The organism is Sphingomonas adhaesiva, assembly GCF_036946125.1.
In the GTDB taxonomy this organism is placed as follows: Bacteria; Pseudomonadota; Alphaproteobacteria; order Sphingomonadales; family Sphingomonadaceae; genus Sphingomonas; species Sphingomonas adhaesiva_A.
The window spans coordinates 587324-611446 of record NZ_JAQIJT010000002.1; the positions used below are offsets into that span (position 1 = coordinate 587324).

General features: G+C 70.9%; 11 protein-coding genes. 9 read left to right on the forward strand and 2 right to left on the reverse strand.

Translation table 11 applies throughout. The features are described 5' to 3' along the window. Positions 1 to 14 precede the first annotated feature (14 nt). Both PGN23_RS09075 and PGN23_RS09080 read left to right on the forward strand, forming a co-directional pair. Complete coding sequence (locus tag PGN23_RS09075; RefSeq protein WP_335302558.1) at positions 15 to 3212, forward strand: cadherin domain-containing protein; 3198 nt, start codon at positions 15 to 17, stop codon at positions 3210 to 3212. A 76-nt stretch (positions 3213 to 3288) separates the two neighbouring features. After that, complete coding sequence (locus PGN23_RS09080; protein ID WP_335302559.1) at positions 3289 to 3519, forward strand: hypothetical protein; 231 nt, start codon at positions 3289 to 3291, stop codon at positions 3517 to 3519. Between the two features lie 136 nt (positions 3520 to 3655). On the opposite strand, the gene PGN23_RS09085 is transcribed toward PGN23_RS09080, so the two are convergent. Continuing rightward, positions 3656 to 4582 carry a retroviral-like aspartic protease family protein gene (locus PGN23_RS09085; RefSeq protein WP_335302560.1) on the reverse strand — a complete coding sequence of 309 codons (927 nt, stop codon included), beginning with the start codon at positions 4580 to 4582 and terminating at the stop codon, positions 3656 to 3658. Between the two features lie 27 nt (positions 4583 to 4609). Beyond that, positions 4610 to 7333 carry a M16 family metallopeptidase gene (locus PGN23_RS09090; protein ID WP_335302561.1) on the reverse strand — a complete coding sequence of 908 codons (2724 nt, stop codon included), beginning with the start codon at positions 7331 to 7333 and terminating at the stop codon, positions 4610 to 4612. 289 nt (positions 7334 to 7622) lie between these two features. On the opposite strand from PGN23_RS09090, the gene PGN23_RS09095 reads away from it, so the two are divergent. The 7 genes from PGN23_RS09095 (at position 7623) to PGN23_RS09125 (ending at position 24101) form a co-directional block, all read left to right on the forward strand. Next, positions 7623 to 9071 carry a hypothetical protein gene (locus tag PGN23_RS09095; protein ID WP_335302562.1) on the forward strand — a complete coding sequence of 483 codons (1449 nt, stop codon included), beginning with the start codon at positions 7623 to 7625 and terminating at the stop codon, positions 9069 to 9071. Beyond that, positions 9068 to 9982, forward strand: coding sequence for a DUF58 domain-containing protein (locus tag PGN23_RS09100; protein ID WP_335302563.1), 915 nt, complete (start codon positions 9068 to 9070; stop codon positions 9980 to 9982). The genes PGN23_RS09095 and PGN23_RS09100 overlap by 4 nt, the downstream gene beginning before the upstream one ends. After that, positions 9979 to 11586 (forward strand): hypothetical protein, encoded by a 1608-nt coding sequence (locus PGN23_RS09105; protein WP_335302564.1) that lies wholly within the window; start codon positions 9979 to 9981, stop codon positions 11584 to 11586. Before PGN23_RS09100 ends, PGN23_RS09105 begins: the two co-directional genes overlap by 4 nt. Positions 11587 to 11596: 10 nt before the next feature. Beyond that, complete coding sequence (locus tag PGN23_RS09110; RefSeq protein WP_335302565.1) at positions 11597 to 14056, forward strand: vWA domain-containing protein; 2460 nt, start codon at positions 11597 to 11599, stop codon at positions 14054 to 14056. Next, a complete protein-coding gene (locus tag PGN23_RS09115; protein WP_335302566.1) occupies positions 14053 to 19326 on the forward strand; it encodes a hypothetical protein in 5274 nt (1757 codons plus the stop codon). Before PGN23_RS09110 ends, PGN23_RS09115 begins: the two co-directional genes overlap by 4 nt. A gap of 10 nt (positions 19327 to 19336) precedes the next feature. Then, positions 19337 to 20773, forward strand: a complete 1437-nt coding sequence (locus PGN23_RS09120; RefSeq protein WP_335302567.1) for a sensor histidine kinase — start codon at positions 19337 to 19339, stop codon at positions 20771 to 20773. Between the two features lie 178 nt (positions 20774 to 20951). Further along, positions 20952 to 24101, forward strand: coding sequence for a TonB-dependent receptor domain-containing protein (locus PGN23_RS09125; RefSeq protein WP_335302568.1), 3150 nt, complete (start codon positions 20952 to 20954; stop codon positions 24099 to 24101). The last annotated feature ends 22 nt before the right edge of the window (positions 24102 to 24123 follow it).

The following is a 24123-nucleotide window of genomic DNA, read 5'->3' on the forward strand; positions in this document are numbered from 1 at the left end:
AGGGGAACGCCATCATGTCCACGACATCCGCGACCGGCACGAACGACGCCGACAACCTCGACCTGCGCTTCGCCGCCGCGGCGATGACGGTCGATGCCGGCGCAGGCGACGATTACGTCCTGGGATCGCGCTTCGACGATTATATCGACGGCGGCGCCGGCAGCGACCGGCTGTCGGGCGGCGCGGGCGAGGACACCATCCGCGGCGGCCAGGGGAGCGACCGGGTGAGCGGCGGCGTCGGCAGCGACACCTTCCTGTTCCTCGCCGGCGATCTGATGGCGGAGCGCGGGCAGGCCGACCAGGTCGTCGACTTCACCGGCGCGGGCACGTCGGGCACCGGCGATCAGGACGTGCTCCGTTTCGAGGGGTTCGGTGCGGGCTCCACGCTCTCCTTCGTGCAATATGGCGCGAATCGGGTGCAGGTGAACGGCGCGTGGACGCTGGTCGAGAACCAGGCGATGCAATACTATCGCGTGATCGACCCGACCAATGCCGCCAACAACGGCTATATTCTGGTGCAGACGAGCGGCGGGACGCAGCGGCTGACCGCGGCCGACTATCTCTTCGTCATCCCCCAGGCGACCAACAGCGCCCCGACCGCGATCACGCTCGACAACAATGCGATCGTCGAGAATGCCGGATCGGGCACGATCGTCGGCAAGCTGGCCGCGACCGATGCGGATGCGAACGACACGGTTGCCTTCTCGCTGACCGGCGATGCCGGCGGCGCCTTCGCGATCGGCGCCGACGGTGCCACGATCGTCGCCACGCGCAGCTTCGATTACGAAGGCGGGCCGCGCTCGTTCGACCTGACCGTGCGCGCGACCGACAAGGCCGGCGCCACCTTCGACAAGGTCGTGACGATCGCGGTCACCGACGCCAACGATGCCCCCAGCGCCATCACGCTCAGCCGCACGACGGTGGCGGAGAACAAGGAAGAGGGAACGTTCGTCGGCTACCTCTCGGCGACCGATGCGGACGCGAACGACATCGTATCCTTCTCCCTGGTCGACGACGCGGGCGGCGCCTTTGCTCTCGGGACCAACAAGGCGGGCTTTATGCTCAACACCACGCGCGCCTTCGACTATGAAGCCGGGCCCAAGAGCTATGACGTGACGGTGCGCGCCACCGACAAGGCGGGCGCCACCTTCGACAAGGTCCTGACGATCGCGGTCGGGGACGTGGACGAGGCACCCGTCGCCGGTGCGCTGTCGACCCGCACCGTCGCGAACGCCGATGGCACCACGTCGCTGGAACTGTCGCTGACGGCGAAGGACCTCGATTCGACGGCCGTCCAGGCGATCGTCGACTGGGGCGGGACGAAGGAGACGGTGACCCTGACCGCAGCGGGCGACGGCACGTTCGGCGGCACCGTATCGCGCGTCATGACCCCGGGCGTGACCGCGGTGAGCGTGACGATGACCGATGGCGTGAACACGACGGCGTCGCAGACGGTCAGCGTGAATGTCGGTGCCAAGGATGCCGAAACCAGCAAGCTCGAGCGAATTGGCGCGAGTTCGGGGGGCGGGACCTATATTCTTAATATCTCGCCAGACGGAACGAAGGTACTATTCTCGTCTCCCTCCCCAAACTATGTTTCCGGCGATGACAACGGCGCTTACGACGTGTTTGTCAAGGATCTGATCAGTGGTGTCGTGACAGCGGTCAGCTCCGATGCACAGGGGAAACTTGGAAATCGGGATTCCACGGGCGGTCAGTTTTCCAGCGACGGTAGCAAGGTTCTCTTTGGCAGCGAAGCGTCAAATTTCTCAGACGATCATAAAGGAAATTTTATCGATTTCTTCGTGAAGGACCTTAAAACCGGAAGGGTGTCACTGGTTTCTTCAGATGACAAGGGGCAGTCGGGCAATGCGGATGCTGATCAAGCCGTCATGTCTCCGGATGGAAAAAAGGTTGTCTTTTCAAGCTACGCGAGCAACCTCGTTTCAGATGATAAAAACTCGGTCATAGACATATTTATAAAAGACCTTGAGACTGAAACAATCAAACTTGTTACGTCAAGCTCTGATGGCGTTCACGCGAACAGTGTCAGTAACGACTGGATTTTGCGAATTTCGGAAGATGGAAGCAGGGTCATTTTTGATTCCTACGCGGACACGCTGGTCGCAGGTGACGAGAACAGGGGCTGGGATATTTTTGCGAAGGACGTTGCTACTGGTGAAACGGTTGCCGTGAGTGTAGGTCCGGATGGAAAGCCGGCCGGGGGTACCCGCGCATCAATCTCAAACGACGGAAACCTGGTCGTCTTTCAAACCAATGCCAGGCTTGTCGAAAGCGATACCAACAATTTCTCTGACACGTATGTTCGCGATCTCAGGGCAGGCCAGACATATCTGGTATCGACCAATCAAACGGGTCAGGTAGCAGATCGAGGCGGTATAAGCGGTGTTATCTCACCGGACGGCAACAAGGTCGCCTTCATCTCCGGGTCGACGAACATGGGGGTGGATAATCGGTACGGCCAGATTTTCATCAAGGATCTGAGAGGCGGAGATGTTTCCGTTGTAAGCGTATCGAACGGTGGTGAACTTGCTAAGAGCGTAGCCGATATCATCGGTTTTTCGAGCGACAGCTCGAAGCTGATCTTCACAAGCTCGGCAAATAATATCGCGCCGGGAACCAGAACCGGGATACTCAGCATATTCGTCAAGGACCTGGCAACGGGTCAGGTGACGCTGGTCAGCGGCGCGGATGATGGTGCCGCAGCCACGTCCAGCGCCATTGGTCGTGCTTATCTATCGGCGGACAACAGTCATATTGCTTTCATGAGCACCGCGCGTAATCTGGTGCCGGGGGACACCAATAACGTGATGGATGTGTTCGTCAGGTCGTTGCCGACGGGCGCTACCGTGACGGGGACGGACGGCGCCGACGTCCTCGTCGGAACCAAGTTGAGCGACACGCTGACCGGCGGCGCGGGTGCGGACGTGCTGCGCGGCGGTGCGGGGGCGGATCGCTTCGTCTTCGAAATCGGGCACGGTGTCGACCGGATCGAGGACTTCGGGATCGCCACGGCCGACGTCGTGGTGCTCAAGGGGTTCGGCCCCGCGCTGGACAGTTTCGCCGAAGTGATGGCGGCCGCGACGCAGGTCGGTGCCGACACCGTGATCGCGACCGGCGCGGGCAGCAGCATCACGCTGCTGGGCGTCGCTCGCGCCGATCTGAAGGCGGACGACTTCTACTTCGGTTGATGTCGCGTGAGGTGCGGGAGGCGGCGGACGGCATGGCCCGGTCGCCTCCTCCCGCCCCGCTGGCGGGCATCGATCGATGGCCGACCCGGGCTTCGGCGATGGTAGCGGACATGGCGTGATGGACGATGAAAGCACCTTCGAGGTTGTCAGATGTATCGCGCCGCACACGGCGGACAGATGGGGCATCCGCTGCGTCCGCACCGGCAAGTGGCTGCCCGTCACCTTCGGCGACGAAGCGATGGCGCGCGCATCGTCAGACCCGAAGCACCCGACCACGGGAACACCAGCGTCCGCGGTCGTGGCGTAACCTCCCGCTATGGATGACCGTGAAGGCCGGGTTCGGGTCGATGTCCCGCCCCGCACGCGGCGCGTGCGTGGTCGTCCGACCTTCGTCGTTCGCGCCGGCCGTCATGCGATGATCCCCCGCTCCGCGTCCGTGCGATTTACGGGGCCGGATGGGCCCCGCCTCGCGCGTCCGATCCTTGCGGCAGCCTGATGTGCAGCTCCGCCCTCGGGAAATCGACCGCATAGCCCGGGAACAGGTTGAGCAGGTCGCTGCCCAGGATGATCGACGGCCTCGTCGCGCCGTCGTCGGCGACGGAGAGGGGGACGTTCGACAGGGTGATGCGGCCGACGCCGACCTTGTCGAACCGCGCGGTGCGGATCGCCTGTCCGCCGGCCGCCGCGCCGCGGATCTCGCCGCCGTTGCTGATCCGCGGATCGGTGTCGGCCCAGCCCAGCAGGCGGAAGGCCGCGGCGTTGACGATGGTCGCGGCGGCGCCCGAATCGACCAGCGCGGGAACGGATACGCCGTTCAGCGTCATCGGCACGGTGACGAAGCCCTCCGCCGTCCGCTGTCCGGCGATCGTCGCGAACCCGGCGGGCGCCGGGCCGGAGGCGGTGCGGGCGATGCGCCGTGCGGTGCGGTCGACCACCAGCCGGGCATCGGTGAAGCGTTCCATGCCGATGATGCCGCGCGCATCGGTAACGCCGCTGTTGCTCAGCTCCACGACCGCGACGTAGCGCGCGTCGAACAGCGCATTGCCGATCCGGTCGACCGGATACAGCCGGCTCTGGCTCGCGCCCGTCGCGCCTTCGACTCGAATGCCGTCCGCCATCGGCTTCAGCCCCAGCTCCGCGGCCAGCCCCGCCGCCATCAGGCTGGTCTGCGCGGCGGTGTCGACCACCATCGGGAAGGGGCCCTTGCCGTTGATCCGGACCGTCATCACCGGCCGGCCCCGGGTGTCGTGGAGCAGCGGAGCCTCGGCGGTGGCGATCGCGGTCGCCGGTTCGGCCGGCGGGGGGGCGGGGCGCGTGGGCGGCGTCGCGGCGGCGGCCTGTAGCAGGAGGAGGGCGGCGATAACGGGCATGGACGATCTTCCTGATGGTCGGGCGGGTCAGCGGATGGGGCGGGCGTACACGTCCCACGTCTCGACGGGGGCGAGACCGAGTGCGCGGATCTGCGGCGCGATGCTCTTCAGGTCGCCGACGACCACCCAGGTCAGGCCGTCGGGGCGGAAGATGCGGCGCGCGAGCGCATTCGCGCGCTCGAGCGTCACCGCGGCCAGCCGCCGGTTCGTCGAGGCCGCGCGGTCGAGGGGCAGGCCGTAGGTGCCGGCAGTCGCCAGCGCGTTCAGCACCGCGCCGTTGCCGGAAAATTGCTGGGCGGCGGCCCGGGTCATCGCGTCGCGCTGCCCGTCGAGCTCGGCCTGCGTCAGGGGGCGGGTGGTGGTGACTTCGACGAATTCGCGGGCCAGTTCGGCAAGGCTCTGCGCGGTGCGATCGGCCTGGACCATGCCGCTCGCGACGAACAGCCGCTGCCCGCGCGGCGCATCGTCGATGCCGCCGCCGAAGCCGTAGCTCCAGCCCTTGTCCGCGCGCAGGTTCCGGTTCAGCCGTCCGGCGCCGATGCCGGTGACCATGGCATCGACCAGCGCCTCGGTCGCGGCATCGTCGGCGGCGAAGGGCGGGACGACGCCGCCGACCGTGATGCTGCTCTGCGCCGCGCCGGGGGCATCGACCAGGATGATGCGCGGGGCGGCATATGCCGGCGGGGACGGCGGGGCCGGGTCCGGCGTTGCGACCGGGGCGGCGCGCCAGCCGGCGAAGGCGCGTTCGGCCAGCGCCTTCGCTTGGTCGGGCGCGACGTCGCCGACCATGTAGAGCGTCGCGCGGCCCGGCACGAAAATGCGCGCGTGGACATCGAGCAGCGCCTGGCGCGGGATGTCGCGCGGGTCCTGCCGGGTGGCGATGTGGCCGCGCGCGTCGGCATCGCCCAGGATCGCGCGCCGCAGGATCGCGACACCCGCAGCGCTCGGGTTGCGCTCATAGCCGTCGAACGCCTGCGTGGCCGCGGCGTTCGCCGCATCGACGACCGCCGCGGGATAGGCGGGGCGCCGCACCATGTCCGCGATCGTCGCCAGCGAGTCCGCGACCCGGTCGGCCGGCACGCTCCAGCGCAGGCTGCCGCTCCACACGTCCGATTGCGCCGCGACGTCGAGGTCGGCGGCGGCCGGGCGCGGTGTGGCGGGATCGGCGGCGGGCAGCAGCGCGACGGCGCGGGCGGCAAGTCCCCGGCGGTCGGCACGGGCGTCGAGCGGGACCTGCAGCATCATGTCGACCATGCCGACGCCCGGTCGGCGCGCGACGACCAATGTCATGCCGTTCGCCAGCGTGCTGCGGGTGACGGCGGGGAAGGGGATCGTCGGGTCGGCGGGACCGGGTTCGGGCATGCGGCTTCGGTCGACGTCGGCGGGGAGCGGCGCCGCAACCGGCGTCGGCAGGGTCACCAGTTCGTAGAACGGGCGCGCGAGCCAGCGGGCGGCCACCGTGCGAACCTCGGCCGGCGACGCGGCGATGATCCAGTCGCGCTGGCGCAGCATGAAGCCCGGGTCGCCTCGCGCGACCTCGCCATCGGCCAGCCAGGTGCCGACCGTCGCGTTCTGTTCCAGCCCGCGCAGCAGCAGCGTGTCGGTGGCGGCGACGATCCGGCGCAGACGGTCGGCATCGGGGCCGCGCGCCGCATAGTCGGCCAGGGCCCGGTCGAGCGCCTTGCCCGCCATATCGGGTGAGACGCCCGGCGCGACCGCCATCGTCACCGACAGCACGCTGCCGAGTTCGCCGTCGTTGATGGTCGCGGAGACGCCGGTCGCGACCTTCTGTTCGGTCACGAGCGCGCGGACCAGCGGCGACTCCTTCGCCCCGGCCATCGCGCGGGCGGCCAGCAGCAGCAGCGTGCGTTCGCGCGGATCGCCGTTCGCGACCGGCCAGTTGCGGTCGATCGTCGCCTGCGCGAAATTGCCGTACAGCACGTCGCGCCGCGTCTCGGTCAGTGCGGGCGTCCATTGCAGCGGCCGGCTGATCGGCTCCCCCGGCCGGATGGCGCCGAAATAGCGCGCCACCTTGTCGCGGGCGGTGGCGACGTCGATGTCGCCCGACAGCACCAGCACCGCGTTGCCCGCGCCGTAATGGCTGCGGAACCATTGCTTCACGTCGTCCAGCGTCGCGCTTTCGATATCGGCGGTCGATCCGATCGTCGGGTGCGCATAGGGGTGGCCGGCGGGATAGAAGGCGCCGAGGAAATGCCGCCACGCCCGCTCCTCCGGCCGCAGTTCGCCCTGGTGCTTCTCGTTCAGTACGATGCGGCGCTGTTCGTCGAGCAGCGCCTGGGTGATGCCGCCGTCGAGATAGCCCATGCGGTCCGATTCCAGCCACAGGATGGTATCGAGCGCGTTGGACGGGACGGTCTGGTAATAGGCGGTGGAATCGGTCTTCGTGATGCCGTTGGCCCCGACCGCGCCGATGCGTTGCAGGACGGACAGATATTCCTGCGGGCGGTGCGCGGTGCTCTGGAACATCAGATGTTCGAACAGATGCGCGAAACCCGTCCTGCCCGGCGGCTCGTCGCGCGATCCGGTCTTGTACCACACCCCGACGAAGACCGACGGGCTGCTGCGATCGGTATGCACCAGGACGGTCAGGCCGTTCGGCAGGGTGAAGCGGTCGTAAGCGATCCGCGGGGCCGCGACACGGGCGGCCGCGGGGGTCTGCGCGGTAGCGGCGACCGCCAGCGGCACCTGCGTCAGCAGCAGCGTCGGCAGGAGGAGGCGGCGAGCGGTCACGAGCAGTCCGTTCTGACAGGTCGGTTCTGGCATGTGCCGGTGACAAGACCATGGTTTGCTTGCATCAGCCTTGCAGCCGCGATGCGGCCGGTGCATCCCCGCCGTGCCGGCAGCAAGGTTCGTGCAAGCCTGCACCCCTAACGTCGCTCCTTCGATCGGGACGGGGTCGCGAGGAGCCGCCGCCGGCTCGCCGGTGACGCCGGTCGTGCGGATGGTCGCGACCGTGTTCCGGATCGGGCATGACTCCCGGGGAGTCGCGCAGATCGCGGGGGTCGGAGCGGGAACACGAATGGATCATCGCGTCGGCGATCCGCTCCACGGGCGGCTCGACACATTGGAGGGAACGGGGCGGGCCGCGCTGCTGGCGGCTGCGCGCCGCGTCGCCCGGGGCGCCGCGCTGCGCGCCGCCGCGCTCGCCTCCGTCGCCGCGCCGCTGATGATCCTGCTGGCGGCCTTCGTACGGCCGGTCGACGCCGTGGCGGCGGTACTGGTCAGCGTGGCGGTTCCCCCGATCGTGTTCGCCGCGGTGTGGGCGCGGCGGATGGCGGGCGTCCGTATCTCGCGCGCGACGGCGCTGGGCTGGCTCGATCGGTCCGCCGGGCTCAAGGATCGCGCGCGCACCGCGGCCGAATTTCTGGACGACGCGCAGCCGGACGCGTTCCGCGCCGCGGCGATCGACGAAGCGCGGCCGTGGCTGGAGCGGGCCGAGCCGGCGATGCCTTCCGCCATGCACGCGCCGGTCCGGCCCGCGTGGTGGTGGGCCTTGCCGCTGGCGGCCATCGGAATGCTGGTCGCCGCGCTGCTGATCGATCGCGGATCGTCCGATGGCCGTGATGCGCCGGGGCGATCGCCGCTGCGCCAGATCGCGACCGCGCTGGGCGTGCGGACGGAGCCGCGGGCCGACAGGCCGACCGAGACCGCGTCGACCGCATCGCGCGGCGCGCGCGGGCCATCGGACGGGACGGCAGCGGCGACGGGTGCGGTCGGCGCCCGGGCAGGGCGGGCGGGGGCGGCCGGGGGAGATCGTCGCTCGGGCGGGGCGGACGGTTCGCCATCGCGCGATGCGGCTTCCGGCGCTGCATCGCCCGGCGGTTCCGACGCGTCGGCATCGGCGAGCGGGCCGGCCGGCGCGGCGGGCGATGCCGGTTCGGCGAAGACCGGCGGAGCGACGGCGGCCGGGCAACCCGCGAGAGCGGACGACGCGCGCGCGCAGCGTACCGCCGAGGCGGCCAAGGGATCGTCCGCCGCCGCAACGGCGACGCGGGCTCAGCCCCCGCAGGGCGGGGCGAGCGCTGCTGCCGCCGCATCGACGCAATCGCCCGGCGCGCCGCCGGCCGCGCAGAAGGCGGGCGGCACCGACCCGCAGCAGCAGAGCGGATCGCGCAATCGGTCGTCGTCGGGCCAGCAATCGGGCGGTCCGGGCAGCGCGGGCAACACCAATTCCAGCCAGGGCTCGAACCGCGGGACCGGGCAGGAAGGGCTGAAGCGCGCGCGCGGTTCCTCCTCGCTGCTGCTGGCGGTGCCGATGGAGGATCGCGTGATCGGCACGATCAATGCCGGCAGCGTCGCGGCGTCCACGCGCCGCGCACCGCCGCGCAGCATGGCGGCGGGGACGGTCGCGGCGCAGTCGCGCGGGGCCGGCGCGCCGCAGGTGGGGCGCATCCTGCACCGGCCGCGGACGGTGCAGGAGGACCGCATGCTGGAAGGCTATTTCCGCCGTGCAGGGGTGGGCCGGTGACGCGCGGCGCCGCTCCCCCGTTCGAGACGCTGTTCGACCCCGCGTTCCTCGACCGCGTCCAGGCCCTCAGCCTGCGCATCGCGGCCGCGCAGAAGGGCGGCCGCCTGGCCGACCAGCGCACGGCGGCGCGGGGGCAGGGGTCCGATTTCGCCGATTTCAAACCCTATGTCGCCGGCGACGACCTGCGCGCGATCGACTGGAACATCTATTCGCGACTGGGCAAGGCGTTCGTCCGCGTGTTCGAGGAGCGGCAGGACCTGCCGGTCTATCTGCTGCTGGACGTATCGCGCAGCATGTTCGTCGAGCACCCCCCGCGCATCGTGCCGGCGATGCAGGTCGTCGTGGCGCTGGCCGCGATCGCGCTCAGGCAGCATGACGCCGTCAGCCTGCTCACGATCGCCGACGACATGACGACCGTGCTGAAGAGCGTGTCGGGCAAGGGCGCGCTGGTGCGTGTCGCGCGGACGCTGGCCGACCAGGCGCCGGCGGGGCGCAGCGCGCTGGCCGGTGCGCTGACCCGGCTGGCCGCGATGCGGTTGCGCCGCGGTCTGGTCGTCGTCGTGTCCGACTTCTTCGACGACGACGGCGTGGACGGCGTCACCCGCGCGCTGGAGGCGCTGCCGCACCGGGTGCTACTGGTGCAGATGACGCGCGCCCAGGACGCCGATCCGGCGCTGCTGCCCGACCTGTCGGGCGAGCTCGTGATCGACGACGGCGAGCAGGCGGAGGGCGTCGCCGTTTCGGTGACGCCGGAGCTGCTCGACCGCTACCGCGCCGCCTATCGCGCGTTCGCCGACGCGCTGGCCGATTGTGCCGCGCGGATCGACGCGACGCTGATCCGGGTCGATGCCGACGGCGATGTCGTCGACCAGCTCGCCCCCGTACTGGCGGGCGGGGGCGTCAGGCTGTGACCTTCACGCAATTCGGCTGGCCGGCGGCACTCGCCGGGGCGGTCGCGCTGGCGGGGCTGCTGTATTGGCTCCAGCGACTGCGCGCGCGCCGGCGGGTCGTCGCGCTGCCGACCGCGATGCTGTGGATGCAGGCGGCGCGGGCGGCGCCGGTGCGCGTGCTGGGCGGGCGGTTCCGCTACTGGCTGGCCTATCTGCTGACGCTCGCGATCGCCTTGCTGCTGTGGTTCGCCGCGGCGCATCCGCAGGTCGCGGCGACCGAGGGCGGTTTCAGGCGCTTCTACCTCGACAGTTCCGCCGTCCTGAGCGGCGGCGACGACCTGGCCCGGGCCAAGCGCGCGCTGCTCGCGGACGTTCGCGCGACGCCCGCTGCCCGACGCGAGGTGTTTTCGGCCGAGGGGCGGCTGCTCGCGCCCGGGGAGAGTGCGTCGCTGCTGTCGGGCCGGCTCGACCGGGTGACGGCGGCGGCGCGGCCGTCGACCTTTGCGGACTGGCAGGCACGCCACCGCGACGGGATCGAAACCCGTTATTACGGCGCATGGGCTGCGGCGCGCGATGTGCCCGGCCGCACCGCGCTCAGCTACGGCTATCTGGCCGATCCGGTGCCGGGCAACCGCGGGATCGTCGCGCTGGGCGTGTCGCCCGCTGCCTCGGGGGCGTGGCGCGATGCCGACGTGCTGGTGACGCTGGCGGCTGCCGGCGCCGCGCGCGCGACCGCCGCCGATCTGCGCTGGACGCTGGACGGCGCCGCGTTCGCGCCCGGCGAGGTGACCGCGCTCGGCGGGGGGCGATATGTGCTGCGCGATGTCGCTGCGACCGGGGCGGTGCTGCGCGCTACGCTCGATAGCGGCGACGGCTTCCCCGCCGACGACGTCGCCGCCGTCCGCCTGCCCGATCGCCGGCCGCTGCGCGTCGCGCTGCTGGCGGGCACCCCTGGCGCGGTGCGTGCGGCGGTGCAGGCGAACGATTCCTTCGCCGTGGTGCCGGTGACCCGGGCGCAGGTCGTCGTGGGCAATGCGCAGGCGGTCGGCGGCAGCGAGCGGCCGGCGCTGATCCTGACGCCCGCCGGTGCCGACGCGACATTCGTCTTCGCCGGCCCCGGCGAGGCGGAGAACGGCGATCTCGCCGACCGGCTCGACGAGCTGGGTCTGGCGCAGGTCGATGCCGGTGCGCTGGCGACGGCGCTCGACCGGCCGATCGGCGTCGACGTGCGCGATGCGCCACGCCGGTCGATTGCGGTCTGGGGGGCGCTCTTCGACCCCGCCGCGCCCTTTGCGCGCGGGGCGGCGATGCCCGCCTTCGTCGCGCAGGGGCTGCACTGGCTGGGGAGAAGCGATGGCTGGCGCCCTTATGCCAAGGCGGGCGCGCCGCTGCCCGACCAGTCCGCGCTCTATGGCCTGGCGGGGGCGCCACGCACCGACGATACGCCGACATCGCTCATCGATCGGGCGACCACGCGCGCGGTCGCCGATGCCGGAGCGCAACCGGCGGTGACGGGCGTCGCCGGACGGTTGCCGCCCGACCTTCCGTTCCTGCTGCTGCTGGTCGCCGCCGGACTGCTGCTCGGCGCCGAATGGTGGCTGTTCCACGGTGGCCGGATGCCGTGAGCGACACGCCGTGACCCTGACCTTCCTCTATCCCCAGGCGGGCTGGCTGGCGTTGTTGCTGCCATTGCTGTGGTGGCCGCGCGCGGCGCGGCGGCGCCGGCGGCAGCTCGCGCTGCGCGTCGCAGTCTTCGCCTGCCTGATCCTCGCCGCGATGCAGCCGAGCGTCGTGCGGCGCGCGGGGGGCGGGGTCGCCGTCTTCGTGCTCGACCAGCGGCCGGTGCTCGGCGCGGAGGGACAGGCGGCGGCGCGCCGGGCGCTCGAGCGGGTACGCGCGACCGTGCCGGGCGATGCGCGGCAGGTGCTGGTGCAGCTGGGCGGCGCGACCGTGGCGGACGGCTTCGCGGCGCGGCAGGTCGTGACCGACGGCTCCCTCACGACCGCGCTCGATGCCGCGCGCGACGCGATCCCGATCGGCACCGGCGGCAGTGTGACGCTGATCGGCGATGCGCGGTCGACCGACCGGCATTGGAACGACGACATCGCGGCGCTGGTGGGTCGCGGCATTCCGGTCAACACGATCGCGCTGTCGGGCGCGACGCCGCGTGCCTTCATCGGCGCGGTGCGCGTGTCCAGTCCCCGCGTCGGCGAAGCCGTCCAGGTCGAGGTGACGGTCGAAGGGGACGGGGGCACGCACCGCCTCAGCGTGTCGGGCGACGGGCGGACGCTGGCGACCAGCGCCCCGTTCCGGGCCGATGGCGCGACCCGCGTCGCGCTCGCGGTTCCGGCGACGCGCGCCGGATTCCTGCCGCTACGCGTCACGCTCGACGGGCGCGGCGGCATCGACACGGTCGCGGCGATCCAGGATCCGCTGCGGCTGCTCTACCTCGGCGGGCGGCAGGCGGGTGCGGCACCGCGGTTGCGGGCGCTGCTCGGGCCGGGCTTCGCGGTCGACGCGCGCGCGCCGGCCGACCTCGCGACACGCATCGATCCGGCGTGGTGGCCGCTCGTGCTGCTCGACGATGCGCCGGCAGCCGTCTTTCCCGCCACGGCGCAGCGCCGCCTGACCGGCGCGGTGGCGCGTGACGGCACCGGGCTGGTGGCGGCGGGCGGATTGTCGGCGTTCGGGCCGGGCGGCTATGCCGCGACCCCGCTCGGCGCGGCGCTGCCGGTCGCCCCGCGCGGCGAGGAGAAGCAGATCCGCCCCAGTGTGGCGCTGGCGATCGTGATCGATTCCTCGGGATCGATGCAGGGCGACCGGATGGAGCTGGCCAAGCAGGTCGCGCGCCAGACCGTGCGCAAGCTGACCGCCAACGACTGGGTCGGCGTCGTCGAATTCTATGGCGCGCGGCAATGGTCGGTGCCGATCCATCACGCGACCGACATCCCCGATGTCGAACGCGCGATCGGCCGGATGCAGGCGCAGGGCGCGAGCGTGCTGTTCCCGGCGTTGCAGGAGGCGCTGTACGGACTGAAGGACGTCGATGCCCGCTACAAGCACATCCTCGTCATCTCCGACGGCGGGGTGGTCGAGGACCGCTATCAGCAATTGATCCGCCATATCGCCGAGAACCGCATCAACGTCTCCACCGTCGCGGTCGGCGGGCAGGTCGACGACGAGAAGAGCATGGCGGACTGGGCGCGGATCGGGCGCGGACGCTTCTATTCGGTGCCGGACGAATTCAGCCTGGTCGAGCTCGATTTCCGACAGCCCGAAACCAGGCCCGAGCCCGGCTATCGCAGCGCGCCCGCGCCGGTGCGGGCGGCGGAATCGCGCTGGTGGGACGGGCTGCGGATGACCGCGCTGCCGCCCGTATCGGGCTATGCGCGGACGACCGCGCGGCCCGAGGCGGAGACGCTGCTGCGCACCGATGCGGGCGATCCGCTGCTGTCGACATGGCCGGTCGGCGCGGGGCGGGTCACCGCGCTGACGACCGAACCGCTGGGCGCGGGAACGGCGTCCTGGCGCGACTGGCCGGACTATGGCCGCTGGCTGGCCCGGGTGCTGAGCCTGACCGCCCGCGCGCGTCCGGACCTGGCGGTCACGCTCGACCGCCGCTTCGATCGCCTGCACATCTCGGTGCAGCGGCTGGGGCGTACAACGGATGGCGGGGCGGTCCCCGCGATCACGCTGGTCGACGGTGCCGGACGGCCGATGCGCCGGATCGACGCGATCGAGGAGCGCGCGCCCGGCCTGTTCGTCGCGGACCTGACGCTGCCGAATGCGGCGACCGCGCGTGTCGAGGTCCGCGACGGGGACCGGACCGCGCGCGCCGCCGATCCGGCCGCGTCCGACGTCCGGCCGCAGGCGGCGATGCCGCGCGCGTTCGCGCTGCCGCTCGCGCAGGTGTCGGCACGCTCCGGCGGCTGGCACCGCGACGACGCATCCGCCGCACCGGGCGCGATCCAGGCAGCGAGCGGCTGGCGCGCGAGCGATGCATGGCCGTGGCTCGCGCTGCTGGCGCTCGGCCTCTATCTCTTCGAACTCGGCTATCGCCGCTGGCCGAGCCGTCGATCCGCAGGACTGCCATGAATCGCCTCCCCCGTCTTCGTCGCCGTCGTGCGCTGCTGCTGGCGCTCTGCTGCTCGTCGGGCCTTGCCGCGCCCGTCGCCGCCGGTGCGCAGGTCGCGGCGCAGGCGACGCTGCCGGTCGCGGCGCTGAGCGAGGCCGAGCGACTGGACGCCGCCGGTCGCCTGACCGAGTCGCTGCAGCTCTATCGTCGCGCACTCGACGAAGCGCGCGATCCCGCCCTTCGGCGCCGGATCGCGGTGCGGATCGCGATCGCCCAGGCGATCCTGCGCCCTGACAGCCTCGCAACCTTCGCCGCCGACGCGTCGGCTGCCGACAAGCGCCATCTCGCCGATGTGCTGGCGTTGCTCGGCCGCCCCGGCGCGGCGTTCGCGCTGGCGGGACCGGGGGGCGGGATCGTCGACCGGCTGGCGCGCGCGCAATGGGCGCTCGCCGCCGGCGACGCGGCCGAGGCGCGGGGCGCGGCCGAACAGGCATTCGCGGCGGCCGCGACCGCGGACGACAAGCGCTATGCGCTGGCGCTGCTGGTCGAGGCGTACCGGGCGGGCGGCGCGCTCGCCGACATCCTCCCCTTCCTCGACGCGCGCGCTGAGGACGAGGCGGTGGCCGCGGCGCGCGTCGATGTCCTGCTCGAACTGGGGCGCACGCAGCCGGCGATCGCGGCGATCGAGCGATCGAGCCGTCCCGACATCCGCCGCCGCCTGACCGGCGTGCTCGACCTTGCCGGCGACGCGGCGGCGAGCGCGGCCGAATACCGCCGCCTGATCGCCGCCGACCCGCACCAGCCCGACCTCTATGCCCGGCTCGCCGCGCTCTACCTTACGGAAGGGGACGAGGCTCGCGCGGTCGAGACGTTCCGGACCTTCTTCGCCGCCAACCGCGGCCGCGCGGACCTGTTGACCACAGGCGCGCAGGCGATGATCGCGATGGGCCTCCAGGATCAGGCGGTGGCGATGCTCGGCGGGGGGGCGGGCGATCCCGCCGCTGCCGCGGCGACGCACCTGTTCCTGTTCGAAACCTGGCTCGATCGCGGCGATCTCGCCAAGGCGACCGCGGAATTGCAGGCGGTCCAGCAGGGCGACACCGCCGGGCTGCTGACGCAGGAGATCGCCGACGGATACGAACGGCTCGGGCGGCCGGCGGACGCGCTGGCGCTGCTGCGCCGGCGGGAGGCGAGCGGTCGTCCGCTCGGCTACGACGCCCGCGTTCGCATCGCCGAGCTCGCCGAGGCGACCGGCGACACCGCCGATGCGCTGGCCCGCTGGCGCGCCTTGTGGGCGGAAACCACGCTGCCGGCGCGGCGCAGCTACCTCGAACGCCAGATCGTCGCGCTCGCCAGGCGGACGGGGCGGATCGAGCCGCTGGCGCAGGACCTGGCGGCACGACTGGACGCGGGCACGCTGCGTCCGGGCGAGGTCGATCTGCTGGTCGCGCTGCGGCTGGGGCAGGACCGGCCGGAGGACGCGGCGGACGTGGTCCGCCGCTACGCCGCACGCAGCGGTGACGGCGAGCGCGTGGTGCTGGGCCGGCTGGCGCAGCTTTACGGGCGGATCCGCGACTATGGCCGGCTGGAGGCGACGCTCCGCCGCCTGATCGCGGTCGATCCGGCCAACCGCGACGGCAATGTCCGGCAGCTGATCCTGACGGTGCTGCGGCATGACGATACGACGATGTCGCCGGCGCAGCGGCAGGCCGAACTCGACGGGCTGATGGCGCAGCTGTCCGATACCGGCGGGGCGGGGACGGCGGCGTTCAAGGCGACCGTCTATGCGCAGGCCAGCCTCGATGCGCAGGCGCTGGCGGCGCTGCGCGCCGCGCAGGCGGCACGGCCCGACGATCCCGACGCGCTGTCGCGCCTCGCCGCCGAGCTGAAGCGCCAGCGCCGTCTGGCCGAAGCGGTCGCGCTGGTTCGCGACGCCGCCGATCGGGCGACGACGGTGACCGCCTTCGCCGGCGCGATCGATACGGCGATCGACGTCGTGTCCGGCGTCCCCGCCGACGAACCGGGGGCGCAGGGCGTGCTCGGCTGGGCCGAGCGCCGCGTGCTGGAACGGATCGCCACCGACGGGGCCGATGCCCGCATGCTGGGGCTGCTCGCCGATATCGCCGCGGCCGATGCCGATTACGACCTGCAACTGCGCGCGGTCGAGGCGCGGGTGCCCGGCGCCGGGGAACAGCGCGCCTATGTGCTGCGCGAACTCGTCACGCTCGCGGGCGGCGGCGCGACCGATGGCGGCGGCCCCGCGATCATCGGCGATGCCCGGCGCAAGCTCGTCTACGCCCGCCGGCTGCTCGCGCTCGGCAAGTCGTTTCCGCCCGATCTCTATGCGGATCTGGCGACGACCTTCCTTGCGCAGGGTGACGAGGCGGCGGCCGAGCAGGCCTTCGCGATGATGAGCGGCCTTGGCGGGCTGGTGAACGTCGATGCGGCGAAGGGCGATGCCTATGCCGCCGCCGGACGCCCGGCGCAGGCGCTGACGAACTTCGCCCGGGCGCTGCTGGTGGATCAGGCGAACCTCGACCTGCTGGCGCGGACCGCGATACTGTACGAGCGCGCCGGCACCCCGGCACCTGCGTCGCGCCTGTACTGGCGCGGCCTGCGCACGCTGATCGCGCGCCAGCCAGTAACGCCGGTGGCGGCGCGGGACGAACGCGGGCTCGACGTCCGGCGCTATTATCCGACGCTGGTCGAGGGGCTGCTGCTGAGCTGGCCTGAGGATGATGCCGCCGCCGCCGCCGCGATGCGCGCGGAGCTCGCGCGGCGTTTCGCGGCCCAGGTCGCGACGCTCGACCCCGCCCGACCGGGTGCGCTCGCCGACCATCCGCGCCTCGCGCTCGTCGTCGATCTGGGGCACCGGGTCGTCGATGCGCGCCGCGGCGATGCGGCGATCGCCGGGTGGGACGCGACGCTCGACCGCCTGTTCGCGGGCGACTCCGACTACGCCCGCGCCGCATCGCTGCGTCGCCACCTGACCGGAACGGGGGCGGATGCGGTGCCCGCCGGGGCGGGCTGGCCGATCGCGGCCCTCGGGGTACAGGCGGCGGACCTCGACAACGGCGAGCTCGAACTCGTGCTGGCGATGGCCCGGTCCGACATGGCCGGCGTGCGGACGCTGCTGGCCAAGGCGCTGGCGGAGGAGGAGGCGTCGCGCGCCGGCGCGGCGCGTGAGGCGGCCGGACCCTATCGCCAGTCGAGCTATCTGCGGCTGGTGGCCGACGCGATGGACCGGCTGGAACCCGAGCAGGTCCGCGATCTGGTGGTCGCGCCGCTGCGGGCGTCGGCGGCGCGCGAGGGAATCCTGTTCGACCTGTTCCGCGCCGACGCCGACCGCTATGCCCGTCTTCAGACGATCGCGGGCGCGCCGCTGCTCGCCCCGGATGAGTTGGTGCGGCTGACGATCGAGCAGGGCAGCCGTCCGCTGGCGATCAGCCTGCGCGTGTCGCGGCGCACCGCCGGCGGCGGAGCCGACTGGCTCGACCAGTTCTCCGTCGACCAGCTCCTGTCGCTCTACGACGGTCTGGCCACGCGCCTCGCGCGCGGCGACGGCGATTCGATGCTGAGCGACCTCGCGCTGGCCGCGGTCCTGCGCCGGCCGCTGGCATCCGCCGAGCAGCAGCGCCTGTCGGCGATCCTCGACCGCGACATCGCCGTGGTACGCGATCCGAAGGCGCGCAGCGGTGCGCCGCTCGCCGCGCGGCTGCTGCGCTTCTACGCGCAGCCCGGCAATCGCGATCTGCTGATCCGCGCCGCCCGCGCGGTCGCCGGCCGCTATCCCGACAGCGCGGCGCTGCCGGTCGTGCTCGAACGCTGGTATGCCGACGACAAGCCGCAGGCGCTGGTCGCGCTGGCGCAGCTGGGCGAGGCGCTGACGGCGAACGGCCAGTCGACGCGGTGGATCGGCACCGCGATCGACCGTCACTTCGCGGACGTGGAGCGCGACCGGATCGCGGCATTCCTGGCCGATCCGCATCCCGATCCGCGGACGGCGGCGACGCTGTACCAGCGGTTCGCGATCGATGATCTCGACGCGCCGGCCGACCGGCGGCTGGCGCTGACCCGCAAGATGGTGGCGCTCGATCCCGCCGACCCGGTCTATCGCAATCGCCTGCTGGTCCAATATGCGCAGATGCAGGACTGGGCCGCACTGGCGCCGGTCCTGCGCGATTATGTCGCGACCCATCGCGACGATCGCGATGCGGCGACGATGCTGGCCATCGTCTATCGCCTGCTCGATCGCCCCGATGAATCGGCCGCGACCGCCACTGCGGCCGGGGGCGACCCCGACGATGCCGAGACGCTGATCCGCCTGCTCAACCGCGCCAGCGCCGCCGGGGCGCGCGGGGGGGCGAGCATCGCGGGACTGTTCGCTCCGATCTACGACGCCTATCGCCGGCGCGATGCGCGGCGTCCGGCGATCGTCGCGGTCGAGGCGCGGCGCGGCAGGGCGGGCGGTGTGGCCGAGAATGCGGCGGGCACGGCATTGGGGCCGCTGCTGCCGGCGGCTGCCCGCGATCCGAAGGCCGCCCCCCTCGTGCTGCGTGCGATGTGGCGCGAGTCCGCGCCGGTCGCGACCGAAGGCGATGCCGGTCGCGTCCGCCGCGCGCTGGTGGCGACGCTGGCGGCGGCGGTCCGCGAGCAGGGGGTGGGCGCTGCACTCATCGCCCGCCCCGACATGGCGGCGGAGCTGCAACGCTACCCCGCCGCGATGGCTCTGGACGAGCAGGCGCGGCAGACGACGCTGTACGACATCGGCGCTTACGGTCCCGCCATCGGCAGCGATGGCGCGGCGCGGCTGCGGGGGATGCTGGACGCCGTGCGTACCGGCCCCGCGGACGCGGATCTGGTGCGGCGCGTCGTCGCGCTGGCCGACCGCCGTGCCACCGCGCTGGCGCCGGACGATCTGGCGGCGCTGGGTGCCCGGCTGCGGGCGACCCCGGTCGCCTCGCCCGACGCCCGGGTGGCGATGGCGCGCGTCCACGCGCGCAGCGGCGACCTGACGACGGCGGCGGACCTGCTGACGGCGGCGATGTTCCAGATGCTCTATCCGGCGGATCCGCTCGATACGGTCGACGATCTGGCGACGGCGATGCGCGACGTCGTCGCGGCACTGTCGTTGTGGCCGGACGCCTCGGCGCGGCGGGACCTCCACGCGCGGCTTGCGCGAATCCTCGAAACGCGGAAGCTGGGTCCGGACGGCGGGGACCTGCCGCCGCTGCCGCCGCTGGTGGGGGACGCATCGGCCGCGCGGCCGGACGGGAACACCGGGGGATGAGGTGAGCGGGATGGTGCGGCGCATCTGGAACTGGCGCAAGTCGATGTTCGCGCAGATCGCGCTGCTGACGCTCCTGTTCCTCGGCTGGGGGCTGTACAGCTTCGTCATCCGGCCGATCGCCGACATGCCGATCGCCACGCAGCGATCCCCCGAGCAGGCGACCACCGATCGCCTGCGCAGCGTGCTCCACGCCTTCGTGCTGGCGGAGCGCGAGACGCCGGGCAAGCCGCCCGCGCTCGCGACCGACCCGCTGATCCGCGCGATCGAGGCGCGCAATCCCGGCTTTCGCTATTACGTCCGTGCCGACGACCGGGCGTTCGGCAACGGCGATCCGGTCTATTTCCGCCAATTCGGCTTCGACCGGCTGGCACAGGTCCACCGCACCATCGCCGACCCCGCGATCTGCAGCCAGGCGAGCAAGCTGGTGCCCCGTGACGGGCACACCGACTATGCCGATTTCTACATGTGCGACCGGCTGAGCTATTTCGAATATCGCGGGCTGGAACGTCCGGTGATCGTCAACGAGGAACAGCCGCTGGGGGCGATGGGGGGATGGCTGGCGGCGTTCAGCGGCAATTTCCTGCTCGCGGCCGGCGGCGTCTTCCTGATCTTCGCGCTGATCTTCACGCTGCACGTCCTGTCGCTGCGCCGTGTCGCGAAGCTCGCCCAATCGATCGATCCGCAGCGGCTGGACGCAAAGCTGCCGGAAAAGGGGGTGGCGAACGAAATCCTGCCGCTGGTTCGGGCCGTCAACCATCTGATCGGTCAGGTCGACGCCGCACAGCGCCGCGCGACCTTCTTCCTGTCCGCCGCCGCGCACGAGCTGCGCACGCCGCTGACCGTGCTGCGCACCCGCCTGGAACTGATGGAGGAGGGCGCGGAGAAGGACAAGCTGATCGGTGACGTCCGCCGGCTGACGCGCCTCGTCAACCAGTTGCTGACGCTGATGAGCATCAGCAACCGGCGCGACATCACCGGGTTCGCCGACTTGGTCCTCATCGGCCGCAAGGTGACGCAGGATCTCTCGCTCCTCGCCGATCGCACCGGCGTGACGCTGCGCTTCGACAGCGCGGTTCCCGTCTTCGAGATACCGGGCGATGCCGAGCTGATCGGATCGGCGATCGCCAACCTCGTCGACAACGCCATTTCGTTCGCACCCGAGGGGACCAGCGTCGACGTCGGCTTGAGCGCCGACGGGACGATCACCGTGCGCGATCATGGTCCGGGGCTGGGCTCGGTCGATCCGGACACGCTGTTCGAACCCTTCATTCGGCCGGTGTCGAATCGCCGCGGCTACGGCCTGGGGCTTGCGATCGTCAGCGCGATCGTCCGGCTGCACGGCGGACGGGTCGCCGCGGCGAATGCTCCGGACGGAGGTGCGGTATTCACCGTAACGTTCTCCGATCAAACAATAAATGTCTCAGCCGACGCGACCCGTTTGATATAGGATGTCGCGGCCGCGGCGATCCTTGATAGAATAATCCTGCCCCGCAAGGTTGGTGCAAGGCTTTCCTTTCACGCTGGTCCCGCCGCGGTCTGGGACGGTCGTGGGACGGATAGCGCGAGGCAATCGCCATCCAATCCTCCGCCGCCGGCCTTCGCAGAATCCATTGGGGGGATTGGTGATGAAGAAGTCGGGATTGTTGGGCGCCTGTTCGATCGGGACCCTGCTCGCGTTCGGCCAGGCTGCGGTGGCGCAGACCCAGGCGCAGGTACCAGCTCCGGCTCAGGCGCAGACGTCCACCGACCCACAGGCCGATTCGCCGGCGCCGGTGGCGTCGCCCGACAATAACGTTCCGGTCCCGGCGAACAGCGACGCCGCCGAGGACGCCCGCGTCCGCGAGAATGTCGAGCAGGCCGCAACCCCGGCGCCCGACCTCGAACGCGACGTCCGGCAGCGGCGGAACCCGGTCATCCGCAAGGCGGAGGGCAACGACGACATCCTCGTTACCGGCAGCCGCCTGCGCGACGGCGACAAGACCAGCCGGCTGATCGTCATCGACGCCAAGGACATCCGCGACCGCGGCGTTACCTCGGTCGAGGAACTGGTGCGCACGCTGCCGCAGAACGTCGCGACGATCGGCGCGATCACCAACAGCCGCGGTCGCGGGCCGCTCAATTCGAACGGCGGCGTGACCGGGCAGAACATCGTCTCCGACGTCGGCGCGCTCGGCCTGGCGGCGGCCAACCTGGGCGGCGTCGGGGCGGGCAACACGCTGGTGCTCGTCAACGGTCGGCGTATCGCCGGGGCGGCGGGCGTCGAGCAGGGTTACGTCAACCTGAACGGTATTCCGTTGACCGCCATCGAGCGGGTGGAGATCAGCACCGGCGGCCAGGCCGCGATCTACGGCGCCGACGCGATGGGCGGCGTCATCAACTTCATCCTGAAGAAGAATTATGTCGGTACCACGCTGACCGCGTCGCACCGCGAGACCAGCTCGGGCGCGCGCGACACGCGCATTAGCGCCTATACCGGCCGTGCCTGGGGCAGCGGCAGCATCGCCGCGACGCTCGAATGGGGACGGATCGATCCGGTCGTCAACGCCAAGACCGGCTATGTCACGAACAACTATGCGCCGTTCTTCAACAACAATCCGACGTACGACCGCCGGACGTTCAGCGCGGGGACGCAGCCGGGCACCGCGGTCGTGCCGGGGTTCTTCGATCCCGCGACCAACCAGTTCGTCCCCGACAGCGGGCTCACCGTGCGTCCGGGCTTCGTCGGCGCACCGACGCGCGCCGATCTGATCCCGACGACGCTGAGCTCCAGCCGCGATTACGTCGCCGAATTCGGTGGCCCGCGCACGCGCACGCTCAGCGGGACGCTGAATTTCGAGCAGAAGCTCACCGACCGGCTGAGCATCTTCGCGACCGGCCTGTATACGCGCTCGAAGAACGCTCAGGCGAACGCGATCTTCGGCGGCCTGCCGGTCAACCTCGCGCCGGGGCAGTTCTACAACCCGTTCCCGGCCTTCACCTTCGGATCGTTCGCCTATGCGAGCACCGTCAATTACTTTCCCGGCAGCGAGATCGCCGATGGCTCGCTCGTCCCGGCCGACGTGGAGAACACGTCATCCAGCTGGACCATCAACGGCGGCCTCAGCTACGATTTCGGCCGGCGGGCGAAGCTGCAGCTGATCTACACCCGGTCGCGGACGACGACGGAGGGCTCCGGGACGCAGCTCGGCAACCTCGTCAGCTTCCAGCGGACCGTCACCAACGGCGTCGTGAGCTATCCGTGCTACAACTTCCAGCTCGCCAACAACCGTATCCCCGCGAACCAGCGCGCTGAATACCAGGCGGCCTTCGACCGCCAGTGCGCGGCGCTGACGAGCAGCGATCCCAATATCGCCTTCAATCCCTGGCGCAGCAATGCCGCGGGCGGCGGCGCGAACATCGACACCTTCCTCTTTCCCTATGTCGTCGACGATCTCGGCAGTTCGCTCAGCAACATCGAGGGGCGTCTGACGGGCGAGCTGCACGACCTGCCGGGCGGCGCGATCACCTACGCCGCCGGCTCGGAATATTCGCGTACCGGGCTTCGCAACGTAGCGATCAGCAACATCGCCGGCCCCGATCCGTCGACGACGCGCTACGCCTTCTTCGGCGAGGTCAACCTGCCGATCCTGGGGCGCGACTATACGCTGCCGTTCGCCAGGCGGCTGCTGTTCAATCTGGCGGCGCGTCACGACGTTTCGAGCACCCTGGGCGCGATCGGTACGGTCAATCGCGTTCCGGTCAGCGAGGGCGGCGAGATCATCTACGGCAAGAACACTTTCGCGCGCACCACCCCGTCGTGGGGGGTGCTGTGGTCGCCGACCAATACCATCGACGTCCGCGTGAAACTGACCCGCGGCTTCAAGGCGCCGCCGCCCACTCAGCTGTTCTCGGTCCAGGGCACGACGACGTTCCAGACGCAGATCGCGAACGACCCGTTGTTCACCTGCTCGCCGACGACCGACCGGACGTGCCGTGTCTTCGGCACGAACCGAACCTACACCGTGCCGGCATCGCTCGCGCCGAACCCGGACCTGCGGCCCGAGACGTCGCGTCAGCAGATCTACAGCATCTCATGGCAGCCGACGGGGCCGCTCGCGGGGCTGAATCTCGCCGTCACCTACAACCGCAACCGGATCCGCAACCAGTTCGCCACGTCCCGCGAGCTGTTCTTCTTCCTGCCGGCGGCGGAGGTGCTGAAGCTCCCCCTATTCTATCCGCGCGACCCCGTGACGAACAGAATCCAGCGGTTCAACAACGTCCGGTACAACGTCCTGGGTTCGGACTATGAATCGCTGACCTACGAGGCGAGCTATCTGTTCGCGACCGGAATCGGCACGTTCCAGCCGCGCCTGACCTATGTCGACAACATCCGTGCGCGGTCGATCGGGCTGGACGACAGCCAGGTCATCGACCAGCGCGGGCGCATCCTGGGCGTCGACAAGTACAAGATCGTCGGATCGGTGCAGTGGAACTGGGACAAGCTCAGCACGAACGTGTTCGTCTATCACACCCCGAGCTATCTGAACGACTATCTGTCGATCTATGCCGGCGGCGTGCAGCTCAACCCCGACCTCATCACCCGGGTGGCCCCGCTGACGACGGTCGACCTGTCGATGTCGTGGATCGTCTCCAACGGCCTGACGCTCCAGTTCGCGGGACGCAACATCCTGAAGGCGCGGGCGCCCTTCACCGTCGTGGATTCGCTGCCCTACGACACCGCCCGCTACGACGTGCAGGGACGCAGTCTGATGTTCTCGACACGCTTTTCGTTCTGACGCCGGACGGATAAGATACGAT